Origin of the sequence: Enterobacter sp. P82, from assembly GCF_037053385.1 — a bacterium.
Taxonomy (GTDB): Bacteria; Pseudomonadota; Gammaproteobacteria; order Enterobacterales; family Enterobacteriaceae; genus Enterobacter.
Genome location: NZ_JBALHX010000002.1, coordinates 376512 through 395640, shown reverse-complemented (window position 1 = coordinate 395640; position 19129 = coordinate 376512). Strand labels below are relative to the sequence as shown.

Sequence of the window (19129 nt, the reverse complement as noted above, 5' to 3'; positions counted from 1 at the left end):
TATGAAGAACTGGAAAACGCTGCTGCTCGGTGTCGCTATGGTTGCGAATACCAGCTTCGCGGCCCCCCAGGTTGTTGATAAGGTCGCTGCTGTGGTTAACAACGGCGTCGTGCTTGAAAGTGACGTTGACGGTCTGATGAAATCTGTGAAGCTCAATTCGGGCGAAGCAGGCCAGCAACTTCCGGATGATGCAACGTTGCGCCACCAGATCCTGGAGCGTCTGATCATGGATCAGATCGTTCTGCAAATGGGTCAAAAAATGGGTGTGAAGGTCACTGACGAGCAGCTTGATCAGGCGATCGCTAACATCGCGAAGCAGAACAACATGTCCCTGGATCAGATGCGCAGCCGTCTGGCCTACGACGGTATCAGCTACGCCACCTACCGCAACCAGATCCGTAAAGAGATGCTGATTTCGGAAGTGCGTAACAATGAAGTGCGTCGCCGTGTCACGATCCTGCCTCAGGAAGTGGACGCGCTGGCAAAACAGGTCGGTAACCAGAATGATGCCAGCACTGAGCTGAATCTGAGCCACATTCTGATCCCACTGCCAGAGAATCCAACCTCCGATCAGGCTGCGGAAGCAGAAAGCCAGGCACGTTCTATTGTCGAACAAGCGCGTAATGGCGGTGACTTTGGCAAGCTGGCGATCACCTACTCCGCAGACCAACAGGCGCTGAAAGGCGGCCAGATGGGTTGGGGACGTATTCAGGAGCTGCCGTCCATCTTTGCCCAGGCACTGAGCACGGCGAAGAAAGGCGATATCGTCGGACCAATCCGTTCAGGTGTGGGTTTCCACATTCTGAAAGTGAACGATCTCCGTGGACAGAGCCAGAATATTTCCGTTACGGAAGTCCATGCTCGTCATATCCTGCTGAAAGTTTCTCCGATCATGAATGATGATCAGGCACGTGCGAAGCTGGAACAAATTGCTGCTGATATTAAGAGCGGTAAAACATCCTTCGCAAATGCTGCAAAAGAGTTCTCTCAGGATCCAGGCTCTGCTAACCAGGGCGGCGATCTGGGCTGGGCAGCTGCGGATATTTATGATCCTGCGTTCCGCGATGCACTGATGAAGCTGAATAAAGGCCAGATCAGTGCTCCGGTTCACTCTTCGTTTGGCTGGCATCTGATTGAGCTGATGGACACCCGTAACGTTGATAAAACGGACGCGGCACAGAAAGACAGAGCCTACCGTATGCTGTTTAACCGTAAGTTCTCTGAAGAAGCGGCAACCTGGATGCAGGAACAACGCGCCAGTGCTTACGTGAAAATTCTGAGTAACTAATGAAACTGCATCGTGTTGTTATCACTCCCGGCGAACCCGCCGGGATTGGGCCTGACCTCGTTGTCCAGCTTGCCCAGCGCAGCTGGCCGGTAGAACTGGTTGTCTGCGCAGATGCAACACTGTTACAAGACCGGGCAACACTGCTCGGTCTACCTTTAACGCTTATCCCTTACGTTGAAGGTCAACAGCCAGCACCGCAACAAGCCGGTACGCTCACGCTGCTTTCTGTTCCCCTTCGTACGCCTGTTGTCCCAGGCCAGCTCAGCACGGAAAACGGCCACTATGTCGTTGAAACCCTTGCGCGCGCCTGCGACGGTTGTCTGAAAGGTGAATTTGCCGCGCTTATCACCGGCCCCGTGCACAAAGGTGTCATCAACGAAGCGGGTATTCCGTTTACAGGGCATACCGAGTTCTTTGAAGAACGCTCGCACAGTCCGAAAGTGGTGATGATGCTGGCGACGGAAGAGATGCGCGTTGCTCTGGTGACAACCCACCTTCCCATTAAGGCCATCCCTGATGCTATCACTCCGGAACTGCTGCGGGAGATCATCGGGATCCTGCATCATGACCTGCAAACCAAATTCGGCATCAAACAGCCACACGTTCTGGTCTGCGGACTGAATCCGCACGCCGGTGAAGGCGGGCACATGGGTACCGAAGAGATCGATACCATTATTCCGGTACTTGAAGAAATGCGTGCAAAAGGGATGAATTTAAGCGGGCCACTGCCTGCTGATACCCTTTTCCAGCCGAAATACCTGGATAATGCCGACGCCGTACTTGCGATGTACCACGATCAGGGCCTGCCCGTGCTAAAATACCAGGGCTTTGGCCGCGGGGTGAATATCACCCTCGGTTTACCTTTTATTCGAACGTCCGTTGACCACGGTACTGCGCTGGATCTGGCAGGCCAGGGGAAAGCGGATGTCGGCAGTTTTATTACGGCGCTTAATCTCGCCATCAAAATGATTGTTAATACTCAATGACTAATCGAGTCCATCAGGGCCACTTAGCCCGAAAACGCTTCGGGCAAAACTTCCTCAACGATCAGTTCGTGATCGACAGCATCGTCTCTGCCATTAATCCGCAGAAAGGTCAGGCTATGGTTGAAATCGGCCCGGGTCTTGCCGCGCTGACCGAGCCAGTAGGTGAACGCCTCGACGAACTGACCGTTATCGAACTGGACCGCGATCTGGCCGCACGCCTGCAAACGCACCCGTTCCTGGGGCCAAAGCTGACCATCTATCAGCAGGATGCCATGACCATGAACTTTGGCGAACTGTCAGAAAAAATGGGACAGCCTCTGCGCGTATTCGGCAACCTGCCGTATAACATCTCCACGCCGCTAATGTTCCATCTCTTTAGCTATACTGATGCCATTGCTGACATGCACTTCATGTTGCAAAAAGAGGTTGTTAACCGACTGGTTGCAGGGCCGAACAGTAAAGCGTATGGTCGTTTAAGCGTGATGGCGCAATATTTCTGCAACGTGATCCCGGTCCTCGAAGTTCCGCCATCTGCCTTTACGCCGCCACCGAAAGTAGACTCTGCGGTTGTGCGCCTGGTGCCGCATAAAACGATGCCGTACCCGGTCAAAGATCTGCGCGTACTGAGCCGTATCACTACGGAAGCCTTTAACCAGCGCCGTAAAACGATCCGTAACAGCCTGGGTAATCTGTTTACGGTTGACGTGCTGGCTGAGTTGGGTATCGACCCGGCAATGCGTGCAGAGAACATCTCCGTAGAGCAGTACTGCAAGCTGGCTAATTACATCAGTGAAAATGCGCCTCCGAAGGAGAGTTAAGCCATGATTGATTCGCCCCGCGTCTGTGTCCATGTACAAAGCGTCTATGTTGAATCTCAATCCTCACCGGATGAAGAACGCTATGTCTTCGCTTACACCGTGACCATTCGCAATCTGGGGCGGATGCCTGTGCAACTGCGCGGGCGCTACTGGCTTATCACCAACGGTAATGGCCGTGAAATCGAAGTTCAGGGTGAAGGTGTGGTCGGTGAACAGCCCCATATCGACCCTGGCGAAGAGTATCAGTACACCAGCGGCGCGGTGATTGAAACGCCGCTGGGTACCATGCAAGGCCATTACGAAATGGTCGACGTTGATGGCAATGTGTTCCGCGTTGCTATTCCTGTGTTCCGTCTCGCCGTTACAACACTCATTCATTAATCTAATGTCTACATATCTGATTGGCGACGTTCACGGTTGCTACGATGAACTGATCGCATTATTAAAACAGGTCGACTTTACGCCCGGACAGGACACACTCTGGCTGACGGGAGATTTAGTTGCGCGTGGCCCCGGCTCTCTTGATGTTTTACGTTTCGTCAAATCGCTGGGAGACAACGTGCGCATGGTGCTGGGCAATCACGATCTGCATTTACTGGCTGTCTTCGCCGGGATCAGTCGCAACAAACCCAAAGACCGGCTCACGCCATTACTGGATGCGCCTGACGCGGACGATCTGATCAACTGGCTACGCCGGCAGCCCTTGCTGCAGGTCGACGAAGAGAAAAAGCTGGTCATGGCCCATGCTGGGATCACGCCGCAATGGGATCTTGAAACGGCGAAAACCTGCGCGCGTGATGTTGAAGCGGTTCTGGCAAGCGACTCATATCCTTTCTTCCTCGATGCCATGTACGGCGATATGCCGAACCACTGGAGCGAAGATCTCAGCGGTCTGGCCCGCCTGCGCTTTATCACCAACGCTTTTACCCGAATGCGTTTTTGTTTCCCGAACGGGCAGCTGGACATGTATTCAAAAGAGACACCGGAAAGTGCGCCCGCCCCGCTCAAACCGTGGTTTGCCATTCCGGGGCCTGTGACAAACGAATACAGCGTGGTGTTCGGTCACTGGGCTGCGCTGGAAGGTAAAGGCACGCCTGAAGGGATCTACGGTCTTGATACCGGATGCTGCTGGGGTGGAGAGTTAACCTGCTTGCGCTGGGAAGATAAAGCTTACTTTGTCCAGCCATCCAACCGACAGCTGGACTTAGGTGAAGACGAGGCCGTTGCCTCCTGAGGTTTATTCCCTCTCCCGTTGGGAGAGGGAAAATCACTTAACGACGTTCCAGAATCTCGAAGCAGTAGCTGTGGGAGTTCTGTGCATCCGCATCGTGAAACTCACTGAAGACAGACTCCCACTCATCCGGATCGTAATCCGGGAAATGGGTATCCCCTTCCACTTCTGCATCAATGTGCGTCAGATAAAGCTTCTGCGCTTTTGGCAGGAACTGCTCGTACACGCGCCCGCCACCAATCACCATGATCTCTTCGGCGTTACCGCATGCGGCAATCGCCTCGTCCACGGATTTCACCCATTCAACGCGATCGTCAGTGCCAGGCTGGCTACTGATAACGATATTCTTACGGCCCGGCAATGGACGACCAATCGACTCCCAGGTCAGGCGGCCCATCACTACCGGCTTGTTTAACGTCGTACGTTTAAACCATGCGAGATCGGCAGGCAGGTTCCACGGCATGGCATTTTCCATACCGATAACACGGTCCACCGCCAGCGCTGCAATCAGACTGATCATTGAAAATTTCCCGGATGCAAAAAATTGCCGCCACTATACGGAAAGCTTAATCTTTCGTCGACTGGCGGCAGGGTAAAGAAACAGAAATTTTTTATTATTGCTGGCAACACCACTTCACACAGAAGGTTTACTCTCTGGTTCGTCTTCCGGGTTACCTGTGTGCTTGCCCTCTTCCGTGCCCTGCCAACCATGACGCTGGATCAGCGACAGATGATTACGGTCTTCATTGATGATCTCTGTCAGCATCGCACTGGTACGTTTAAACACTGCTGCACGCTCAGTGGCTGTACTACCCGCCATCGCTGCCATCTCTTCTACCATATCGGTATTGAAGCGGCGGAACAGGTCTGCACGCTCTCGCGCTTCATACGCGCCAAGCCCCAGATTTTCCAGCGCCATACGACCAGATTTCAGCGCACCTTCAAACGTCTCACGCTCAGGTGCGTCGACGCCCGCCTGCCGCAAGCGGATATAATGATCCACATCCCGTGCACGGGAGATAATGGTCAGCTCCGGGAAATGTTCTTTTACCAGTTCCACCATCTGCATGCTGGTCTCTGGATCGTCGATGGCGTTAATCAGCACCTCGGCTTTTGCCGCCCCGGCAGACTCCAGCAGATCAACACGGGTCGCATCCCCGTAAAAGACTTTCATATCAAATTTACGCAGGGTATCGACATGGTCAGGATCGTGATCGAGGATGACCATTTTAACCCCACTCGACAGCAGTAAACGACCTACAATCTGACCGTAGCGCCCGAATCCGGCGATGATCACCCGCGGCTGTTCTTCGTCAATTTCATCAGCCTCCCGCTCCTGCTCGCTGCCCGATTTTTCCAGACGCGTCAGCACCACCAGCAGAACAGGCGTCGCCGCCATCGACAGCGCCACGGCAAGCGTCAGCGCTTTCGCCCACTCAGGCTCAAGCACGTTTGCCATCTGCGCCGCCCCAAAGACCACGAACGCAAATTCGCTTCCCTGCCCCAGCAGCACGGCAAACCAGCGACGCTGTTTGCCTGGCACCTTCAGCGGACGGGCAATCAACCACAGCATCGCCATTTTAATGACCAGAAAACCGACCAGCAGGATGATGATCCGCAGCGGATGTGTCACCAGCGTGCCGAAGTCGACTGACATCCCCACACCGATGAAAAACAGTCCCAGCAGTAGCCCTTTGAACGGCTCAATATCACTTTCCAGCGCGTGACGATATTCAGAACTCGCCAGCAGTACGCCCGCGAGGAACGCTCCCATCGCCATCGACAGACCGGCCTCTTCAAGCAGCAGGCCAAAACCGAACACCAGGAACAGTGCCACCGCACTGAAGACTTCACGCAGTCCTGAGCGGGCAACAAACCGCAACAGCGGACGGGTTACGTAGCGGCCAAGCAGGACCACCAGCGCCAGCGCCCCTACCACCTTCAATGCCGACAGCGCGAAAGCGCCAAGCGTCGTAGCGGAACCACTTGCCGCCAGCAGCGGGATCATTGCCACCAGCGGAATAGCAGCAATATCCTGAAACAACAGCACCGAAAACGCACTGCGCCCCATCTGAGAGACCGTCAGATTTCGCTCGTTCATGGCCTGCATAGCAATGGCCGTCGATGAGAGCGCCAGCGTCATACCGATAAGCTCAGCCACTTTCCAGTCCATTCCCAACAGAATGCAGAACCCAGCCAGCAGCAGGCCGCAGGCCACCATTTGCAGCGCGCCACCGCCAAATACCGAGGCACGAAGTTTCCACAAACGCTGCGGGTCGAGCTCCAGGCCAATCACAAATAACATCAGCACGACGCCAATTTCAGCGAAATGGAGAATCGCCTCTGCATCCGTGACCAGACGAAAGCCCCACGGCCCAATGACGCAACCCGCAATCAGGTAGCCGAGGACAGACCCCAGCCCCAAACGTACTGCCACGGGCACAATCAGCGCCGCCGCGCCGAGGTAAATCAGCGCCTGTATCAGCGTATGGCTATCCATGGTGCGCCTCCTGCCACTCAAGTAAGCGTTGTTTATAATGACGAGCCTGCGCCTGCAACGTTTCATCGTCGCATACAAATGTACAGTGCATCGCAAAAGGCGGAAGCCAGTTCATTCCGCAATAGAGCGCGGTGGCCTGCAGCGGCTGTGCCAGTACGTCAAAACCCGGGAAGGAACCAATATCAAAGTGGCTTTCCCCACCGCCAGTCGTGACCGCCCACATCAGGTTTTTGCCCTTCAGTGCATGGCCGTTATGACCATATGCCCAGCCATGGGAGAAGACTTTATCAATCCACAGTTTCAGGAGCGGAGGGGTGCTGTACCACTGCATAGGGTGCTGCCAGATAATCAGATCAGCGCGAGAAACCGCTTCCTGCTCAGCGGCGATGTCGATATTAAAATCGGGATAAAGTTGATAGAGGGAACGTATTTCTACGTTATCAAGCGTCCTTACCTGCTCAAGCATCCGCTTATTGGCATGCGAGTGCTGCGGATAGGGATGTGCATAAATTATCAGAATCATTGATTAGCCTGTTGTTACTGCTTTCTTTTAACAAAAGAGTGTAGTCAGTAATTCAGCAGGCTAATAGTGAATATTATTGACGGGCTAACGGCAGAATTCTGAATTAGTTATCCAGTTCGCCCATGGATTTCACCTGGTCACGGTTGATCTGCTCCGTTTTACCGGTCTCAGCATTTTTGTAGGAAACGAGGCCCGTATCGTCATCCACCTGCGGTTTACCATCCGTCACAATAGTACGACCATCGGTGGTTTTTACTGCCTGATTAGATGAACAGCCCGCTACGGTGAATAGCGCTGCGGCAGCAAAGACAGAAGTGATAAGTAATTTATTTTGCATGGTGTTTTCCCCTGCATTCAGTTGGATTTCATTATCGACCTAACTATTTTAGGCTAACTGACTGAATGTGGATGGAAAACCAGAAGGTTCTGAAGGTGGGGGATAATGCCCGGCAACAGAGTGCTGCCGGGCATTTTTACTTACTTGTTAATCTGCGCGTGCATTTCCTGCACCGAAATCACCTTCTCGGTGGCATCCGCGTTCAGCGCCATGGCTGTTGCGAAACCGCCGTTCAGGGTGGTGTCGTAGTGCACTTTGTACTGCAGCGCGCTGCGGCGAATCAGCTTGGAGTCTTCAATCGCCTGACGGCCCGCCGTGGTGTTGATGATGTAGGTGTATTCGCCATTCTTGATACGGTCCTGAATGTGAGGACGACCTTCATGCACCTTGTTCACCAGTCGTGGATTGATACCCGCTTCACCCAGCACAATCGCCGTACCGTGGGTCGCATCCAGCTCGAAGCCCTGTTTCAGCAGCTTGGCAGCCAGGTCAACCACGCGCTCTTTATCGCCTTCGCGAACAGAGAGCAGCGCACGGCCTGATTTTCTCATGGTGGAGCTGCTGCCCAGCTGCGCCTTCGCAAAGGCTTCTGCGAAGGTGCGGCCTACGCCCATCACTTCCCCGGTGGAGCGCATTTCTGGCCCTAACAGTGGGTCAACGCCCGGGAATTTGTTGAACGGCAGTACCACTTCTTTCACCGAGTAGTAAGGTGGGATGATCTCTTTGGTTACGCCCTGCTGAGCCAGCGTCTGGCCTGCCATCACGCGCGCCGCCACTTTCGCCAGTGGAACACCGGTCGCTTTGGAGACGAACGGTACGGTACGTGCCGCACGCGGGTTCACTTCAATCAGGTACACTTCGTTGTCTTTAACGGCGAACTGGACGTTCATCAGACCACGAACCTGCAGCTCGAAGGCCAGCTTCTGTACCTGCTGGCGCATTACATCCTGAATCTCCTGGCTCAGGGTGTACGCTGGCAGAGAACAGGCAGAGTCACCGGAGTGAACGCCAGCCTGCTCGATGTGCTCCATGATGCCGCCAATCAGCACCATTTCGCCGTCGCAGATAGCGTCAACGTCCACTTCTACTGCATCGTCCAGGAAGCGGTCGAGCAGCACTGGCGCATCGTTAGAGACGCTTACCGCGGTCTGGAAGTAGCGACGCAGGTCAGCTTCGTCATAAACGATTTCCATCGCGCGGCCGCCCAGTACGTAGGAAGGACGCACCACCAGTGGGTAGCCAATCTCTTTCGCCTTCTCAACGGCCTGTTCAATCGCAGTTACAGTGGCGTTTGCCGGCTGTTTCAGTTTCAGACGGTCAACCGCCTGCTGGAAACGTTCACGGTCTTCGGCACGGTCAATCGCATCCGGGCTGGTACCGATAACCGGTACACCTGCTGCTTCCAGCGCGCGCGCCAGCTTCAGCGGGGTCTGGCCGCCGTACTGCACGATAACGCCTTTTGGCTTCTCGATACGCACGATTTCCAGCACGTCTTCCAGTGTTACCGGCTCAAAGTAGAGGCGGTCAGAGGTGTCGTAGTCAGTCGATACGGTTTCCGGGTTACAGTTAACCATAATGGTTTCGTAACCGTCTTCACGCAGCGCCAGAGAGGCGTGAACGCAGCAGTAATCGAACTCGATGCCCTGGCCGATACGGTTTGGGCCACCGCCCAGCACCATAATTTTGTCGCGATCGACTGACGGGTTCGCTTCGCACTCATCTTCATACGTGGAGTACATGTACGCGGTATCGGTAGAGAATTCTGCCGCACAGGTGTCGACACGCTTGTAAACCGGGTGCAGGTTGAACTGGTCACGCAGCTTACGGATTTCCGCTTCGCGCACGCCCGCCAGCTTGGCCAGACGCGCATCGGCGAAGCCTTTACGCTTCAGCACGCGCAGGAAGTCAGCGTCCAGACCGTTGATGCCCAGATCCGCCACTTTCTCTTCCAGACGCACCAGCTCTTCAATCTGCACCAGGAACCAGCGGTCAATGTTGGTCAGGTTGAAGACGCCGTCCACAGACAGGCCTGCACGGAAGGCATCGGCGATATACCAGATACGCTCTGCGCCCGCGTCTTTCAGCTCGCGGCGAATTTTGGTCAGTGCTTCCGGGTCATCCAGGCTCACTTTCGGGTCAAAGCCGGTCGCGCCCACTTCCAGGCCACGCAGGGCTTTCTGCAAGGATTCCTGCTGGGTGCGGCCAATCGCCATCACTTCACCGACCGACTTCATCTGAGTGGTCAAACGGTCGTTTGCGCCGGCGAATTTCTCGAAGTTGAAGCGAGGAATTTTCGTCACAACGTAGTCGATAGACGGTTCGAAGGACGCAGGGGTGCGGCCGCCGGTGATGTCGTTCATCAGCTCGTCGAGGGTGTAACCCACCGCCAGTTTCGCCGCTACTTTGGCAATCGGGAAGCCGGTGGCTTTAGAGGCCAGTGCCGAGGAACGGGATACACGCGGGTTCATTTCGATAACAATCAGGCGGCCGGTTTTCGGGTTCACCGAGAACTGCACGTTAGAACCGCCGGTTTCCACGCCGATTTCACGCAGTACCGCCATCGAGGCGTTACGCATGATTTGATACTCTTTGTCGGTCAGGGTCTGGGCTGGCGCAACGGTGATGGAGTCACCGGTGTGGATCCCCATCGCATCGAAGTTTTCGATGGAACAGACGATGATGCAGTTGTCGTTTTTATCACGCACCACTTCCATCTCGTACTCTTTCCAGCCAATCAGCGATTCATCAATCAGCAACTCTTTGGTTGGGGAGAGGTCCAGACCGCGTTCGCAAATCTCTTCGAACTCTTCACGGTTGTACGCGATACCGCCGCCGGTGCCGCCCATAGTGAAGGAAGGACGAATAATACACGGATAACCCACGTCGGCCGCGACGGCCAGCGCTTCTTCCATGTTGTGTGCAATACCGGAACGCGCGGTGTCGAGGCCGATTTTTTTCATCGCCACGTCGAAGCGACGACGGTCTTCTGCTTTATCAATCGCGTCGGCGGTCGCACCAATCATGGTTACGCCGAATTCGGCAAGCACGCCCTGACGCTCCAGTTCCAGCGCACAGTTCAGCGCCGTCTGGCCGCCCATGGTTGGCAGCACCGCATCCGGACGCTCTTTCTCGATGATTTTACGCACCACTTCCCAGTGAATCGGCTCGATGTAGGTCGCATCAGCCATTTCCGGGTCGGTCATGATGGTTGCCGGGTTAGAGTTTACCAGGATTACGCGGTAACCCTCTTCACGCAGGGCTTTACACGCCTGCGCACCGGAGTAGTCAAATTCACAGGCCTGGCCGATAACAATCGGGCCAGCGCCAAGGATCAGGATGCTTTTTATGTCTGTACGTTTTGGCATTGTCTTCTCAGCTCCTGATTATTTAGCGGTCTTACGGTATTGCTCGATAAGTTCGATGAAGTGATCGAACAGCGGTGCGGCATCGTGCGGGCCCGGGCTGGCTTCAGGGTGCCCCTGGAAGCTGAACGCTGGCTTGTCGGTACGGTGGATACCCTGCAGGGTACCATCGAACAGTGATTTATGCGTCACGCGCAGGTTAGCCGGCATTGAGGCTTCATCGACAGCAAAACCGTGGTTCTGCGCGGTGATCATCACCGTGTTGTTGTCGATATCTTTCACCGGGTGGTTACCACCGTGGTGACCGAATTTCATCTTAACGGTGTTCGCACCGCTCGCCAGGGCCAGCAACTGATGGCCGAGACAGATGCCGAAGACCGGGATATCGGTTTCCAGGAAAGATTTAATGGCGTTGATAGCGTAATCGCACGGTGCCGGGTCACCCGGGCCGTTAGAGAGGAAGATACCGTCCGGGTTCATCTTCAGGACTTCTTCCGCAGAGGTTTGTGCAGGCACAACGGTCAGACGGCAACCGCGGTCAACCAGCATGCGCAGGATATTGCGCTTGGCACCGAAATCGTAGGCCACCACGTGGAATGGCAGCTCGCTCTCTTTTTTCGCTTCTGGCAGGTCGCCTTCCAGCGTCCAGCTGCCCTGCGTCCAGCTGTAGGCTTCAGCGGTAGTCACCTCTTTCGCCAGGTCCATGCCGTTCAGGCCCGGGAAGGCTTTCGCTTTTTCCAGCGCCAAGGCCGCATCCAGGTTATCACCTGCAATGATGCAGCCGTTTTGTGCACCTTTCTCGCGCAGCAGACGCGTTAACTTACGCGTATCAATATCGGCAATCGCCACAATGTTATGGCGCTTCAGGTAAGAAGAGAGGTCTTCGGTGTTGCGGAAGTTGCTGGCAATCAGCGGCAGGTCGCGAATGACCAGACCTTGCGCATGTACCTGAGAGGATTCTTCGTCAGCCGCATTGGTGCCGACATTGCCAATATGAGGATAAGTAAGAGTAACGATTTGGCGAGAATAGGAAGGATCAGTGAGGATTTCTTGATAACCGGTCATTGAAGTATTGAAAACGACTTCCCCAACCGCCGAACCTGTTGCCCCTATGGCCCGACCGATAAACTGGGTTCCGTCTTCCAGAACCAATAGCGCTGACTTAATCAAAACACCCTCCAGAGAATATTCACTCACTTTATTTGCATATTAATTCATAACCATGTCATGAATCAATGCAAATGTGTTGCCAGCGGATTTTTGGCAAACGGCGGCATTCTGGAGATTTGGTGGGTAAAAGTCAACTTAAAACGGATATTTTGTTTGTTCTTTTGCAAGCCTGGTATGCAGAAGACGGCTTAACCGACAAAAAGATCAGGTAAATCACCACGGAAAACGCTTGCGCGATAAGTTTAATGAGAAATCTGGCAAGGGAGTAATAAAAAGTAGACCAGGTGGTCAAAATTTACATTTTAGCAACGAAAAAATAGGATGACAGGCTTACTTTTGAAGGCAATATCGCAAATAAAGCTCGAAACAAGAAAAATAAAAGGGCAATAAATTATTGCCCTATGCAATCAAGTAATTACGACTGCAATAACCACATCACGATGGGTAATAAATCTTACAAATTGTTAAGATCCAGCACGTCTCGCATATCAAAAAGACCATTTTCTTTGTCTTTTAACCACAAAGCAGAACGTACGGCACCGTTTGCAAATGTCATACGGCTGGAGGCCTTATGTGTAATTTCAACACGCTCGCCAATATCGGCGAACATTGCGGTATGTTCGCCGACGATGTCACCCGCTCGCACGGTTGCGAAGCCAATGGTGCCCGGCACGCGTTCGCCGGTGTAACCTTCGCGGGTATAAACCGCGCAGTCTTTTAAATCTTTATCAAGTGCATGAGCAATCGCTTCGCCCATTGCCAGCGCCGTACCTGATGGCGCATCAACTTTGTAACGGTGGTGCGCTTCAACAATCTCAATGTCGGTATAGTTACCCATCACCTTCGCCGCTTTCTCCAGCAGCTTGAGCATGACGTTTACGCCCACACTAAAGTTCGCAGCAAAGACAATCGCAATTTCTTTTGATGCATCCTGAATAGCCTGCTTACCTGCGTCGTCAAAACCGGTAGTACCGATGACCATTCCTTTGCCGTGCTGACGGCAAAACGCCAGATGCGTCAGCGTTCCTTCCGGGCGGGTAAAGTCGATGAATACATCGAAGTCATCTTTCACCGCGTCAAGGCTACTCTGAACGGTAACGCCCGTCTTTCCTGCACCCGCCAGCTCACCTGCGTCGGCACCAAGAAGTGAGGAGCCTTCACGTTCCAGGGCCGCACCCAGCGCCACGCCATCCATCTGTAGTGCCGCCTGAATCAGTTGGCGGCCCATACGTCCACCCGCGCCCGCAATCGCGACACGGATCTGTGCATCATGCATAGTTATTCTCTTACGTTAAAATGATGTAAACCGTTTTCAGATTAACCAGCCTTCACGGAGGCTGCCAACTGAAAACACCAATAATTAGAATTTAATGATAAACAGGAAGAGATATCAGTAAAAAGCATAACGATCAGCTAAAACCGCAGGATTCCCGCACCACGAGGGCGGGGGGAAGGATAATCCGTTTTGCCGGTTCATCATTTCCTTGCATGCGGCTATACAGTAACTCTCCTGCCTTGCGCCCAATCTCTTTCGCGGCGACAGATACCGTCGTTAGTGCAGGCTGAACCAGTGCCGCTTCGGTGATGTCATCGAATCCCACCAGGGCAAAATCACGCCCGGGTTCCCGGTTCAATTTGCGTAAACACTGCATAACCCCGAGGGCCACAATATCCTGATAACAAATCGCGGCGGTGATTTCCGGATTATCGGTCAGCAAACTCTCTGCCACCCGCGCACCATCGCTTTGGCTGGCCTGTGAAGTCACAATCCAGGCCGGATTCGGCGTAATACCGTATTCCAGAAGTTTACTGGTAAATCCGCCAATACGCTGCGCCCGTGACCCCGAATTCTGGCTACCACCGATAAAAGCGATCCGCCGATGTCCCATCTTTAAAAGATGTTCGGTCGCCATTTGGGTGCCAAGAAAGTTATCTGTTCCAACAAAATCGAACCCCGGATCGCTAAGCGGTCGTACAACCATAATCGCCGGAATATTGCGTCGCTTCAGGCTATCAAAAAAAGATTGTGGCGTTTCGCGGGCGGCACAGAGCACCATGCCACCCACGTTGTTACGCATCAGCGAATCAACAAACTTTTGCTGTCGCTCGGCGGATTCTTCGCTATTTGCCAGAAACAGCATCAGCTCATGGCGCTCCATCTCATGGCTTAAGCCGGCGGTCATCTCGCCGTAGAAAGGGTTGGTGATGTCATGCAACAGCAGCCCCACCTGATTACTGCTGCGGTTTCGCAGGTTTGCCGCCGTCTGGTTATAGACATAGCCCGATTCATCCAGCGCCTTCAGCACCCTTTCGCGTGTGCTTTGCGAAATACGCCCTTTATTGCACAACACCATTGATACCGTTGCCGTAGATACCCCTGCGCACTTCGCAACATCTGCAAGCGTGATTCCTGTCATGTTGACTCCTTAGTCTTCACTACAGATTAATCGAATAACCTATTTTTTGCATTTTTCCTTGTGAGTCTCTTCACATTACGGCTACCTATCAGGATTCCATTCGTATTTATGGCGGGTTAATCGCGTTAACCACTCTTCTCAAACGCGGTTAATCGAATAACCTTAAATAACGATTACGGAGGATAAGATGACAACTTACGACAAATTCCCCACGGTGACGATTCAGGGTTATGACGACAGCGCCTGGCAAGGTTGGGAGGCGATTATCAGCAGCCTTGATGCAAAAACCCGACAGTGCAGCCGCACCGTACTGGTGATTGATTGCTATCCCGGCGTGCGCATGACCGAACTTGAGAACGCTTTGCTGCCGCAATTGCGTCCGACACTCACAATCAATGTCGAACAAGCGCGACAGGATGAGCGCACCATTCATGAAATGCTGGCACGCAATCTCACGGACGATCGCGTCTTTGGCGTACTCTCCTGCCACCAGCTCGCTGAGTTTTTCGATCCCACTCGTCTGGAAACATTGCAGGCTCAGGTGAGCCAGTGCTCTGAAGGGCTGATTGTGATTTATGGCCCCGGTGCGGCGCTCGTCCATCCGGGTGATGTGCTGGTATATGCCGATCTTCCGCGATGGGAGATCCAGCAGCGTATGCGCAGCGGTGAGATGGGGAACTGGGGCGTAGAGAATCAGCATGAAGATATCCTTCGTCGCTACAAACGCGCCTTTTTTATCGAATGGCGAGTCTTCGATCGCCACAAAACGCCGCTTCTCAAACGCGTCGATTTTTTACTGGATACAACCCGGGCAAACCAGCCCGCGATGGTCAGCGGCGAGGCCCTGCGTGCCGGGCTTGAACAAACGACCTCGCAGCCTTTCCGCGTAGTCCCCTTTTTCGACCCCGGAATCTGGGGCGGCCAGTGGATGAAACAACAATTCGATCTCGATCCCTCTGCACCCAATTACGCATGGTGTTTTGACTGTGTGCCCGAGGAAAACAGCCTGTTACTGCGTTTTGGCGCAGTGCGGATCGAGATCCCCTCTCAGGATCTGGTTCTGCTTGAGCCTCGCGCTCTGCTGGGCGAGAAAGTTCACGCACGTTTCGGCGCGGAGTTCCCGATTCGCTTTGACTTTCTTGATACCATTGGCGGCCAAAACCTAAGCTTCCAGGTCCACCCCGTTACCGAGTACATCCAGCAACAGTTCGGGATGCATTACACCCAGGATGAGAGCTATTACATCCTGGACGCCAGGCCAGATGCCGTTGTTTATCTGGGCACCAAAACCGGTATAGATCCTAAGGACATGATGGACGATCTCAGGCGTGCGGGGCGCGGTGAAAAACCGTTTGATGATGCCCGTTTCGTTAATCAAATCCCGGCCAAAAAACACGACCATTTCCTGATCCCTGCAGGCACAGTGCACTGCTCCGGCGCGGGGACCATGGTACTGGAGATCAGCGCTACGCCGTATATCTTCACCTTCAAACTATGGGACTGGGGCCGCCTTGGGCTGGACGGTCTGCCGCGCCCGGTACACCTGGATCATGGTGAAAAGGTGATCGACTGGCAGCGCGACACGCAGTGGGTACATCAGCATCTGGTGAATCAGTTTGAACCTATCGCAGAAGGAAATTACTGGCGCGAAGAACGAACGGGGCTGCACGAGCGAGAATTTATCGAAACCCGTCGTCACTGGTTTAGCGAACCCGTGTTGCATCACACCGGTGGCGGTGTGAATGTGCTGAATCTGGTGGAGGGAGACGAAGCCATTGTCGATAGCCCAACCGGTGCGTTTGCACCTTTTACCGTCCATTACGCCGAAACCTTCATCATTCCGGCAAGCGTCGGTGAATATCGCATTTCACCGCCCGCCAATTCCTCCAGCCAACCACTGGCGACTATCAAAGCCTGGGTAAGGAGTTAACGATGATTCATTTTATTGTCGCCACCCACGGCCCGCTTGCCAGCGCTCTGCTGGAGAGCGGCCGGATGGTTTATGGCGATCTGCCCGGCGTGCACACCGTTTGTCTGACCGAACAGGCAGGGATAGAGGGCTTCCGCCGTGACTTTTGCGCCACGCTGGAAGCAGCAAGCATAAATGCTGATGGCGTGCTGGTGCTGTGTGATATGCAAAGCGGCACGCCCTGGAATGTGGCTTGCGAGGTCGCGTTTAACCAGCATACACATCCACCTGTCGCCGTGGTCGCGGGGGTCAACTTCCCGATGCTGCTGCAAACCGACGAGGTGATGATGGCGCGCGATGTTCATCATGCTGCCGCGCAAATAATCCAACTCACTCTGCCGACGCTGGTACAGGCGAAAAAGATAGATTCTGAACCGACAGACGATTTTTAAGGAGCTGCATATGAGTATTTCTTTTGTTCGCATCGACGATCGCGTGATCCATGGGCAGCTCATCACACGCTGGGCCAAAGAGCTGCCCTGTGACGGCATCGTTGCCATTGATGATGCCGTTGCGGCCGATCCGCTGCTGTCGTCGGTCATGAAAGGCGCCGTCTCTGACACCAAAGTGTGGCTGTTCGATACCGCAACGGCGATTGAAAAACTGCCCAAAGTGATTGCCAGCGAGAAGCGGTATTTTGTGATAGGCAAATCGCCGCTTACGCTGCAGTGCATTGAACAGGCAGGCATTAGCCTGAAAAACAGCAACGGGAAAATCAACGTGGGGCCGATGAGCGCTCGCGCTAACACAATCACCATCGGCCCGAATCAATCGGTCACGAAAGATGAAGCGGCGGCGTTCGAGTGGCTCACCGTCCAGGGACACGCGATTGAATTCCGCCTGGTTCCCGATGCCAGTTTTTATACCTGGCAGGACGCCAGACAAAAGCTGAAATAAGGAGCGGATCATGTTTATCGAAGCGTCTTTAATTGGCCTGCTGTGTTATCTGGGTGCACTCAGCAGTCCGTGGCTTTTAGGGTTGACTGGCGGTTGGTATCTCATCTCCCGACCGCTTATTTCCGGGATGCTGGTTGGCCTGATCCTGGGCGATATCAAAACCGGGATTATGATTGGCGTAGCGGTGCAGGCAGTGTATATCGCGATGGTGACCCCTGGCGGCTCGATGCCCGCAGATTTAAACTTTGTGGCTTATCCGGCCATTGCGCTGGGGATCCTTTCCGGCAAAGGACCTGAGGTTGCCGTCGCACTGGCAGCGACTATCGGTATCGCCGGAACCATTCTCTTCAATGCGATGATGGTGCTTAATTCATTCTGGAATCATCGGGCGGATGTCGCGCTGGAAAATGGCGATGAGCGAGGAATCTACCTCAACAGCGCCATATGGCCTCAGGTGATGAATTTTGTGCTGCGCTTTGTCCCCACGTTTATCGCCGTCTTTTTTGGCGCGCAATACATTAGCGGCTTTATGGACAGCCTGCCGCAGATCGTACTCTCGACCATGAACGTGCTGGGCGGTATTTTGCCCGCCGTCGGTATTGCCATCCTGCTTAAGCAAATCATCAAAAGCTACACCATGCTCATCTATTTCCTGGTGGGCTTCGTCTGCATCGTTTTCCTGAAACTCAATATGGTTGCGCTGGTGATCGTGGGCGCCCTGCTGGCGCTGATTCATTACAACTACAAGCCTGAGACGCCGCAGGCCGTGGCTTCAGCACCTGTCCCTGATGACGAGGATGAATTCTGATGGAAGAACGTAAACTGACCCGCAAAGATCTGCGCCGCTGCTGGCGGGCGTGGATGATGCACAACCTCTCTTCAATGAGCTTTGAACGACTGGAATCCTTCGGCTTTTGCCTGAGCATGCTGCCGGTGGCAAAAAAACTCTATCCCGATGCAGCACAACGCACCGAGATGCTGCGCCGTCACGCGTCGTTCTACAACACAGAGCCGCAAATTGGCGCGATTGTTAACGGTATGGCGCTGGGTCTGGAAGAGAAGAAAGCCAACGGCGAGCCGATTGATGGTGAAACCATCAACACCCTGAAGGTGGGCCTGATGGGGCCGATAGCAGGGATCGGCGATTCGATGATCCCCGGAATGCTAATCCCCATCCTCCTCAGCATCGGGATGGCGCTGGCGGCAGGGGGGAACATACTTGGCCCGCTGTTTTATACCGTTGCCTGGCTGGCCATTATTATCCCGGGCTCATGGTTCCTGTTTCTTAAAGGCTACCAGATGGGATCAGGCTCTGTGGAGATGCTGGTCAGCAGCAAATCCACCCGCTTACGAGAAGCGCTCTCCCTGCTGGGCGTATTCGTCATGGGCGGCGTGGCGGCCAGCTATGTGAAGCTCGGTACCGGGCTGGAGTTCATCACCCGCGACGGCGTTAACATTCACGTGCAGCAGATGCTGGACGGCATTTTCCCGCAACTGCTTCCGCTGGTGGTGGTGCTGGGTACCTGGTACCTGATGGCAAAACGCGGCGTGTCGCCAGTCAAAGCCATGGTTCTACTGCTGGTACTCGCCGCGCTTGGCGTGGCAACCGGGGTGTTTGCAGGATAAAAAAG

The 19129-nt window shown here is 54.1% G+C and carries 18 protein-coding genes; 10 read left to right on the top strand and 8 right to left on the bottom strand.

What is annotated here, in order from left to right; translation table 11 throughout:
- The first annotated feature begins 1 nt into the window (after window position 1).
- The 5 genes from surA to apaH are packed head-to-tail and all read left to right on the top strand — an operon-like array spanning window position 2 to window position 4326.
- Window positions 2-1288, top strand: coding sequence for a peptidylprolyl isomerase SurA (surA, locus tag WB237_RS14735; protein ID WP_114979067.1), 1287 nt, complete (start codon window positions 2-4; stop codon window positions 1286-1288).
- Entirely contained in the window at window positions 1288-2274 is a 987-nt protein-coding gene (pdxA, locus tag WB237_RS14730; RefSeq protein ID WP_129323946.1) for a 4-hydroxythreonine-4-phosphate dehydrogenase PdxA, read from the top strand. Before surA ends, pdxA begins: the two co-directional genes overlap by 1 nt.
- Window positions 2271-3092, top strand: a complete 822-nt coding sequence (rsmA, locus tag WB237_RS14725) for a 16S rRNA (adenine(1518)-N(6)/adenine(1519)-N(6))-dimethyltransferase RsmA (RefSeq protein WP_013095540.1) — start codon at window positions 2271-2273, stop codon at window positions 3090-3092. The genes pdxA and rsmA overlap by 4 nt, the downstream gene beginning before the upstream one ends.
- A gap of 3 nt (window positions 3093-3095) precedes the next feature.
- Complete coding sequence (gene apaG, locus WB237_RS14720) at window positions 3096-3473, top strand: Co2+/Mg2+ efflux protein ApaG (protein ID WP_028016649.1); 378 nt, start codon at window positions 3096-3098, stop codon at window positions 3471-3473.
- A 4-nt stretch (window positions 3474-3477) separates the two neighbouring features.
- Entirely contained in the window at window positions 3478-4326 is an 849-nt protein-coding gene (apaH, locus tag WB237_RS14715) for a bis(5'-nucleosyl)-tetraphosphatase (symmetrical) ApaH (protein ID WP_028016648.1), read from the top strand.
- Window positions 4327-4363: 37 nt separating this feature from the next.
- Here the strand turns inward: apaH and folA are convergent, their stop codons facing one another.
- From folA to WB237_RS14675, 8 genes are all read right to left on the bottom strand, one after another.
- Window positions 4364-4843: a type 3 dihydrofolate reductase gene (gene folA / locus WB237_RS14710; protein WP_008502023.1), complete on the bottom strand. Its 480-nt coding sequence runs from the start codon at window positions 4841-4843 to the stop codon at window positions 4364-4366.
- Window positions 4844-4957: 114 nt separating this feature from the next.
- Window positions 4958-6823 (bottom strand): glutathione-regulated potassium-efflux system protein KefC, encoded by a 1866-nt coding sequence (gene kefC / locus WB237_RS14705; protein WP_336214146.1) that lies wholly within the window; start codon window positions 6821-6823, stop codon window positions 4958-4960.
- Window positions 6816-7346, bottom strand: coding sequence for a glutathione-regulated potassium-efflux system oxidoreductase KefF (kefF, locus tag WB237_RS14700; RefSeq protein WP_114979063.1), 531 nt, complete (start codon window positions 7344-7346; stop codon window positions 6816-6818). Before kefF ends, kefC begins: the two co-directional genes overlap by 8 nt.
- A gap of 103 nt (window positions 7347-7449) precedes the next feature.
- Window positions 7450-7683 (bottom strand): YgdI/YgdR family lipoprotein, encoded by a 234-nt coding sequence (locus WB237_RS14695; protein ID WP_049005244.1) that lies wholly within the window; start codon window positions 7681-7683, stop codon window positions 7450-7452.
- A 140-nt stretch (window positions 7684-7823) separates the two neighbouring features.
- On the bottom strand, window positions 7824-11048 hold the full coding sequence (gene carB, locus WB237_RS14690; protein WP_028016645.1) for a carbamoyl-phosphate synthase large subunit: 3225 nt from the start codon (window positions 11046-11048) through the stop codon (window positions 7824-7826).
- 18 nt (window positions 11049-11066) lie between these two features.
- Window positions 11067-12215, bottom strand: coding sequence for a glutamine-hydrolyzing carbamoyl-phosphate synthase small subunit (carA, locus tag WB237_RS14685; RefSeq protein WP_336214144.1), 1149 nt, complete (start codon window positions 12213-12215; stop codon window positions 11067-11069).
- Between the two features lie 454 nt (window positions 12216-12669).
- Window positions 12670-13491 carry a 4-hydroxy-tetrahydrodipicolinate reductase gene (gene dapB / locus WB237_RS14680; protein ID WP_134708278.1) on the bottom strand — a complete coding sequence of 274 codons (822 nt, stop codon included), beginning with the start codon at window positions 13489-13491 and terminating at the stop codon, window positions 12670-12672.
- A 133-nt stretch (window positions 13492-13624) separates the two neighbouring features.
- Window positions 13625-14632, bottom strand: a complete 1008-nt coding sequence (locus WB237_RS14675; protein ID WP_336214142.1) for a LacI family DNA-binding transcriptional regulator — start codon at window positions 14630-14632, stop codon at window positions 13625-13627.
- Window positions 14633-14819: 187 nt separating this feature from the next.
- Here WB237_RS14675 and WB237_RS14670 point away from each other — a divergent pair, with 187 nt between their 5' ends.
- From WB237_RS14670 to WB237_RS14650, 5 genes are read left to right on the top strand one after another with little or no spacing between them, the layout of a single operon-like run.
- A complete protein-coding gene (locus WB237_RS14670; RefSeq protein WP_336214140.1) occupies window positions 14820-16562 on the top strand; it encodes a class I mannose-6-phosphate isomerase in 1743 nt (580 codons plus the stop codon).
- A 2-nt stretch (window positions 16563-16564) separates the two neighbouring features.
- Entirely contained in the window at window positions 16565-16993 is a 429-nt protein-coding gene (locus WB237_RS14665) for a PTS sugar transporter subunit IIA (protein ID WP_336214138.1), read from the top strand.
- 10 nt (window positions 16994-17003) lie between these two features.
- Window positions 17004-17498, top strand: coding sequence for a PTS system mannose/fructose/N-acetylgalactosamine-transporter subunit IIB (locus WB237_RS14660; RefSeq protein ID WP_336214136.1), 495 nt, complete (start codon window positions 17004-17006; stop codon window positions 17496-17498).
- A 10-nt stretch (window positions 17499-17508) separates the two neighbouring features.
- Window positions 17509-18306 (top strand): PTS mannose/fructose/sorbose/N-acetylgalactosamine transporter subunit IIC, encoded by a 798-nt coding sequence (locus WB237_RS14655; RefSeq protein WP_049005239.1) that lies wholly within the window; start codon window positions 17509-17511, stop codon window positions 18304-18306.
- Window positions 18306-19124: a PTS system mannose/fructose/sorbose family transporter subunit IID gene (locus WB237_RS14650; protein WP_028016637.1), complete on the top strand. Its 819-nt coding sequence runs from the start codon at window positions 18306-18308 to the stop codon at window positions 19122-19124. Before WB237_RS14655 ends, WB237_RS14650 begins: the two co-directional genes overlap by 1 nt.
- The last annotated feature ends 5 nt before the right edge of the window (window positions 19125-19129 follow it).

Bases quoted from the DNA above. Each gene is read 5' to 3' on its own strand.
- surA (WP_114979067.1), top strand. From the start codon at position 2: ATGAAGAACTGGAAAACGCTGCTGCTCGGTGTCGCTATGGTTGCGAAT.
- pdxA (WP_129323946.1), top strand. From the start codon at position 1,288: ATGAAACTGCATCGTGTTGTTATCACTCCCGGCGAACCCGCCGGGATT.
- rsmA (WP_013095540.1), top strand. From the start codon at position 2,271: ATGACTAATCGAGTCCATCAGGGCCACTTAGCCCGAAAACGCTTCGGG.
- apaG (WP_028016649.1), top strand. From the start codon at position 3,096: ATGATTGATTCGCCCCGCGTCTGTGTCCATGTACAAAGCGTCTATGTT.
- apaH (WP_028016648.1), top strand. From the start codon at position 3,478: ATGTCTACATATCTGATTGGCGACGTTCACGGTTGCTACGATGAACTG.
- folA (WP_008502023.1), bottom strand. From the start codon at position 4,843: ATGATCAGTCTGATTGCAGCGCTGGCGGTGGACCGTGTTATCGGTATG.
- kefC (WP_336214146.1), bottom strand. From the start codon at position 6,823: ATGGATAGCCATACGCTGATACAGGCGCTGATTTACCTCGGCGCGGCG.
- kefF (WP_114979063.1), bottom strand. From the start codon at position 7,346: ATGATTCTGATAATTTATGCACATCCCTATCCGCAGCACTCGCATGCC.
- WB237_RS14695 (WP_049005244.1), bottom strand. From the start codon at position 7,683: ATGCAAAATAAATTACTTATCACTTCTGTCTTTGCTGCCGCAGCGCTA.
- carB (WP_028016645.1), bottom strand. From the start codon at position 11,048: ATGCCAAAACGTACAGACATAAAAAGCATCCTGATCCTTGGCGCTGGC.
- dapB (WP_134708278.1), bottom strand. From the start codon at position 13,491: ATGCATGATGCACAGATCCGTGTCGCGATTGCGGGCGCGGGTGGACGT.
- WB237_RS14675 (WP_336214142.1), bottom strand. From the start codon at position 14,632: ATGACAGGAATCACGCTTGCAGATGTTGCGAAGTGCGCAGGGGTATCT.
- WB237_RS14670 (WP_336214140.1), top strand. From the start codon at position 14,820: ATGACAACTTACGACAAATTCCCCACGGTGACGATTCAGGGTTATGAC.
- WB237_RS14665 (WP_336214138.1), top strand. From the start codon at position 16,565: ATGATTCATTTTATTGTCGCCACCCACGGCCCGCTTGCCAGCGCTCTG.
- WB237_RS14660 (WP_336214136.1), top strand. From the start codon at position 17,004: ATGAGTATTTCTTTTGTTCGCATCGACGATCGCGTGATCCATGGGCAG.
- WB237_RS14655 (WP_049005239.1), top strand. From the start codon at position 17,509: ATGTTTATCGAAGCGTCTTTAATTGGCCTGCTGTGTTATCTGGGTGCA.
- WB237_RS14650 (WP_028016637.1), top strand. From the start codon at position 18,306: ATGGAAGAACGTAAACTGACCCGCAAAGATCTGCGCCGCTGCTGGCGG.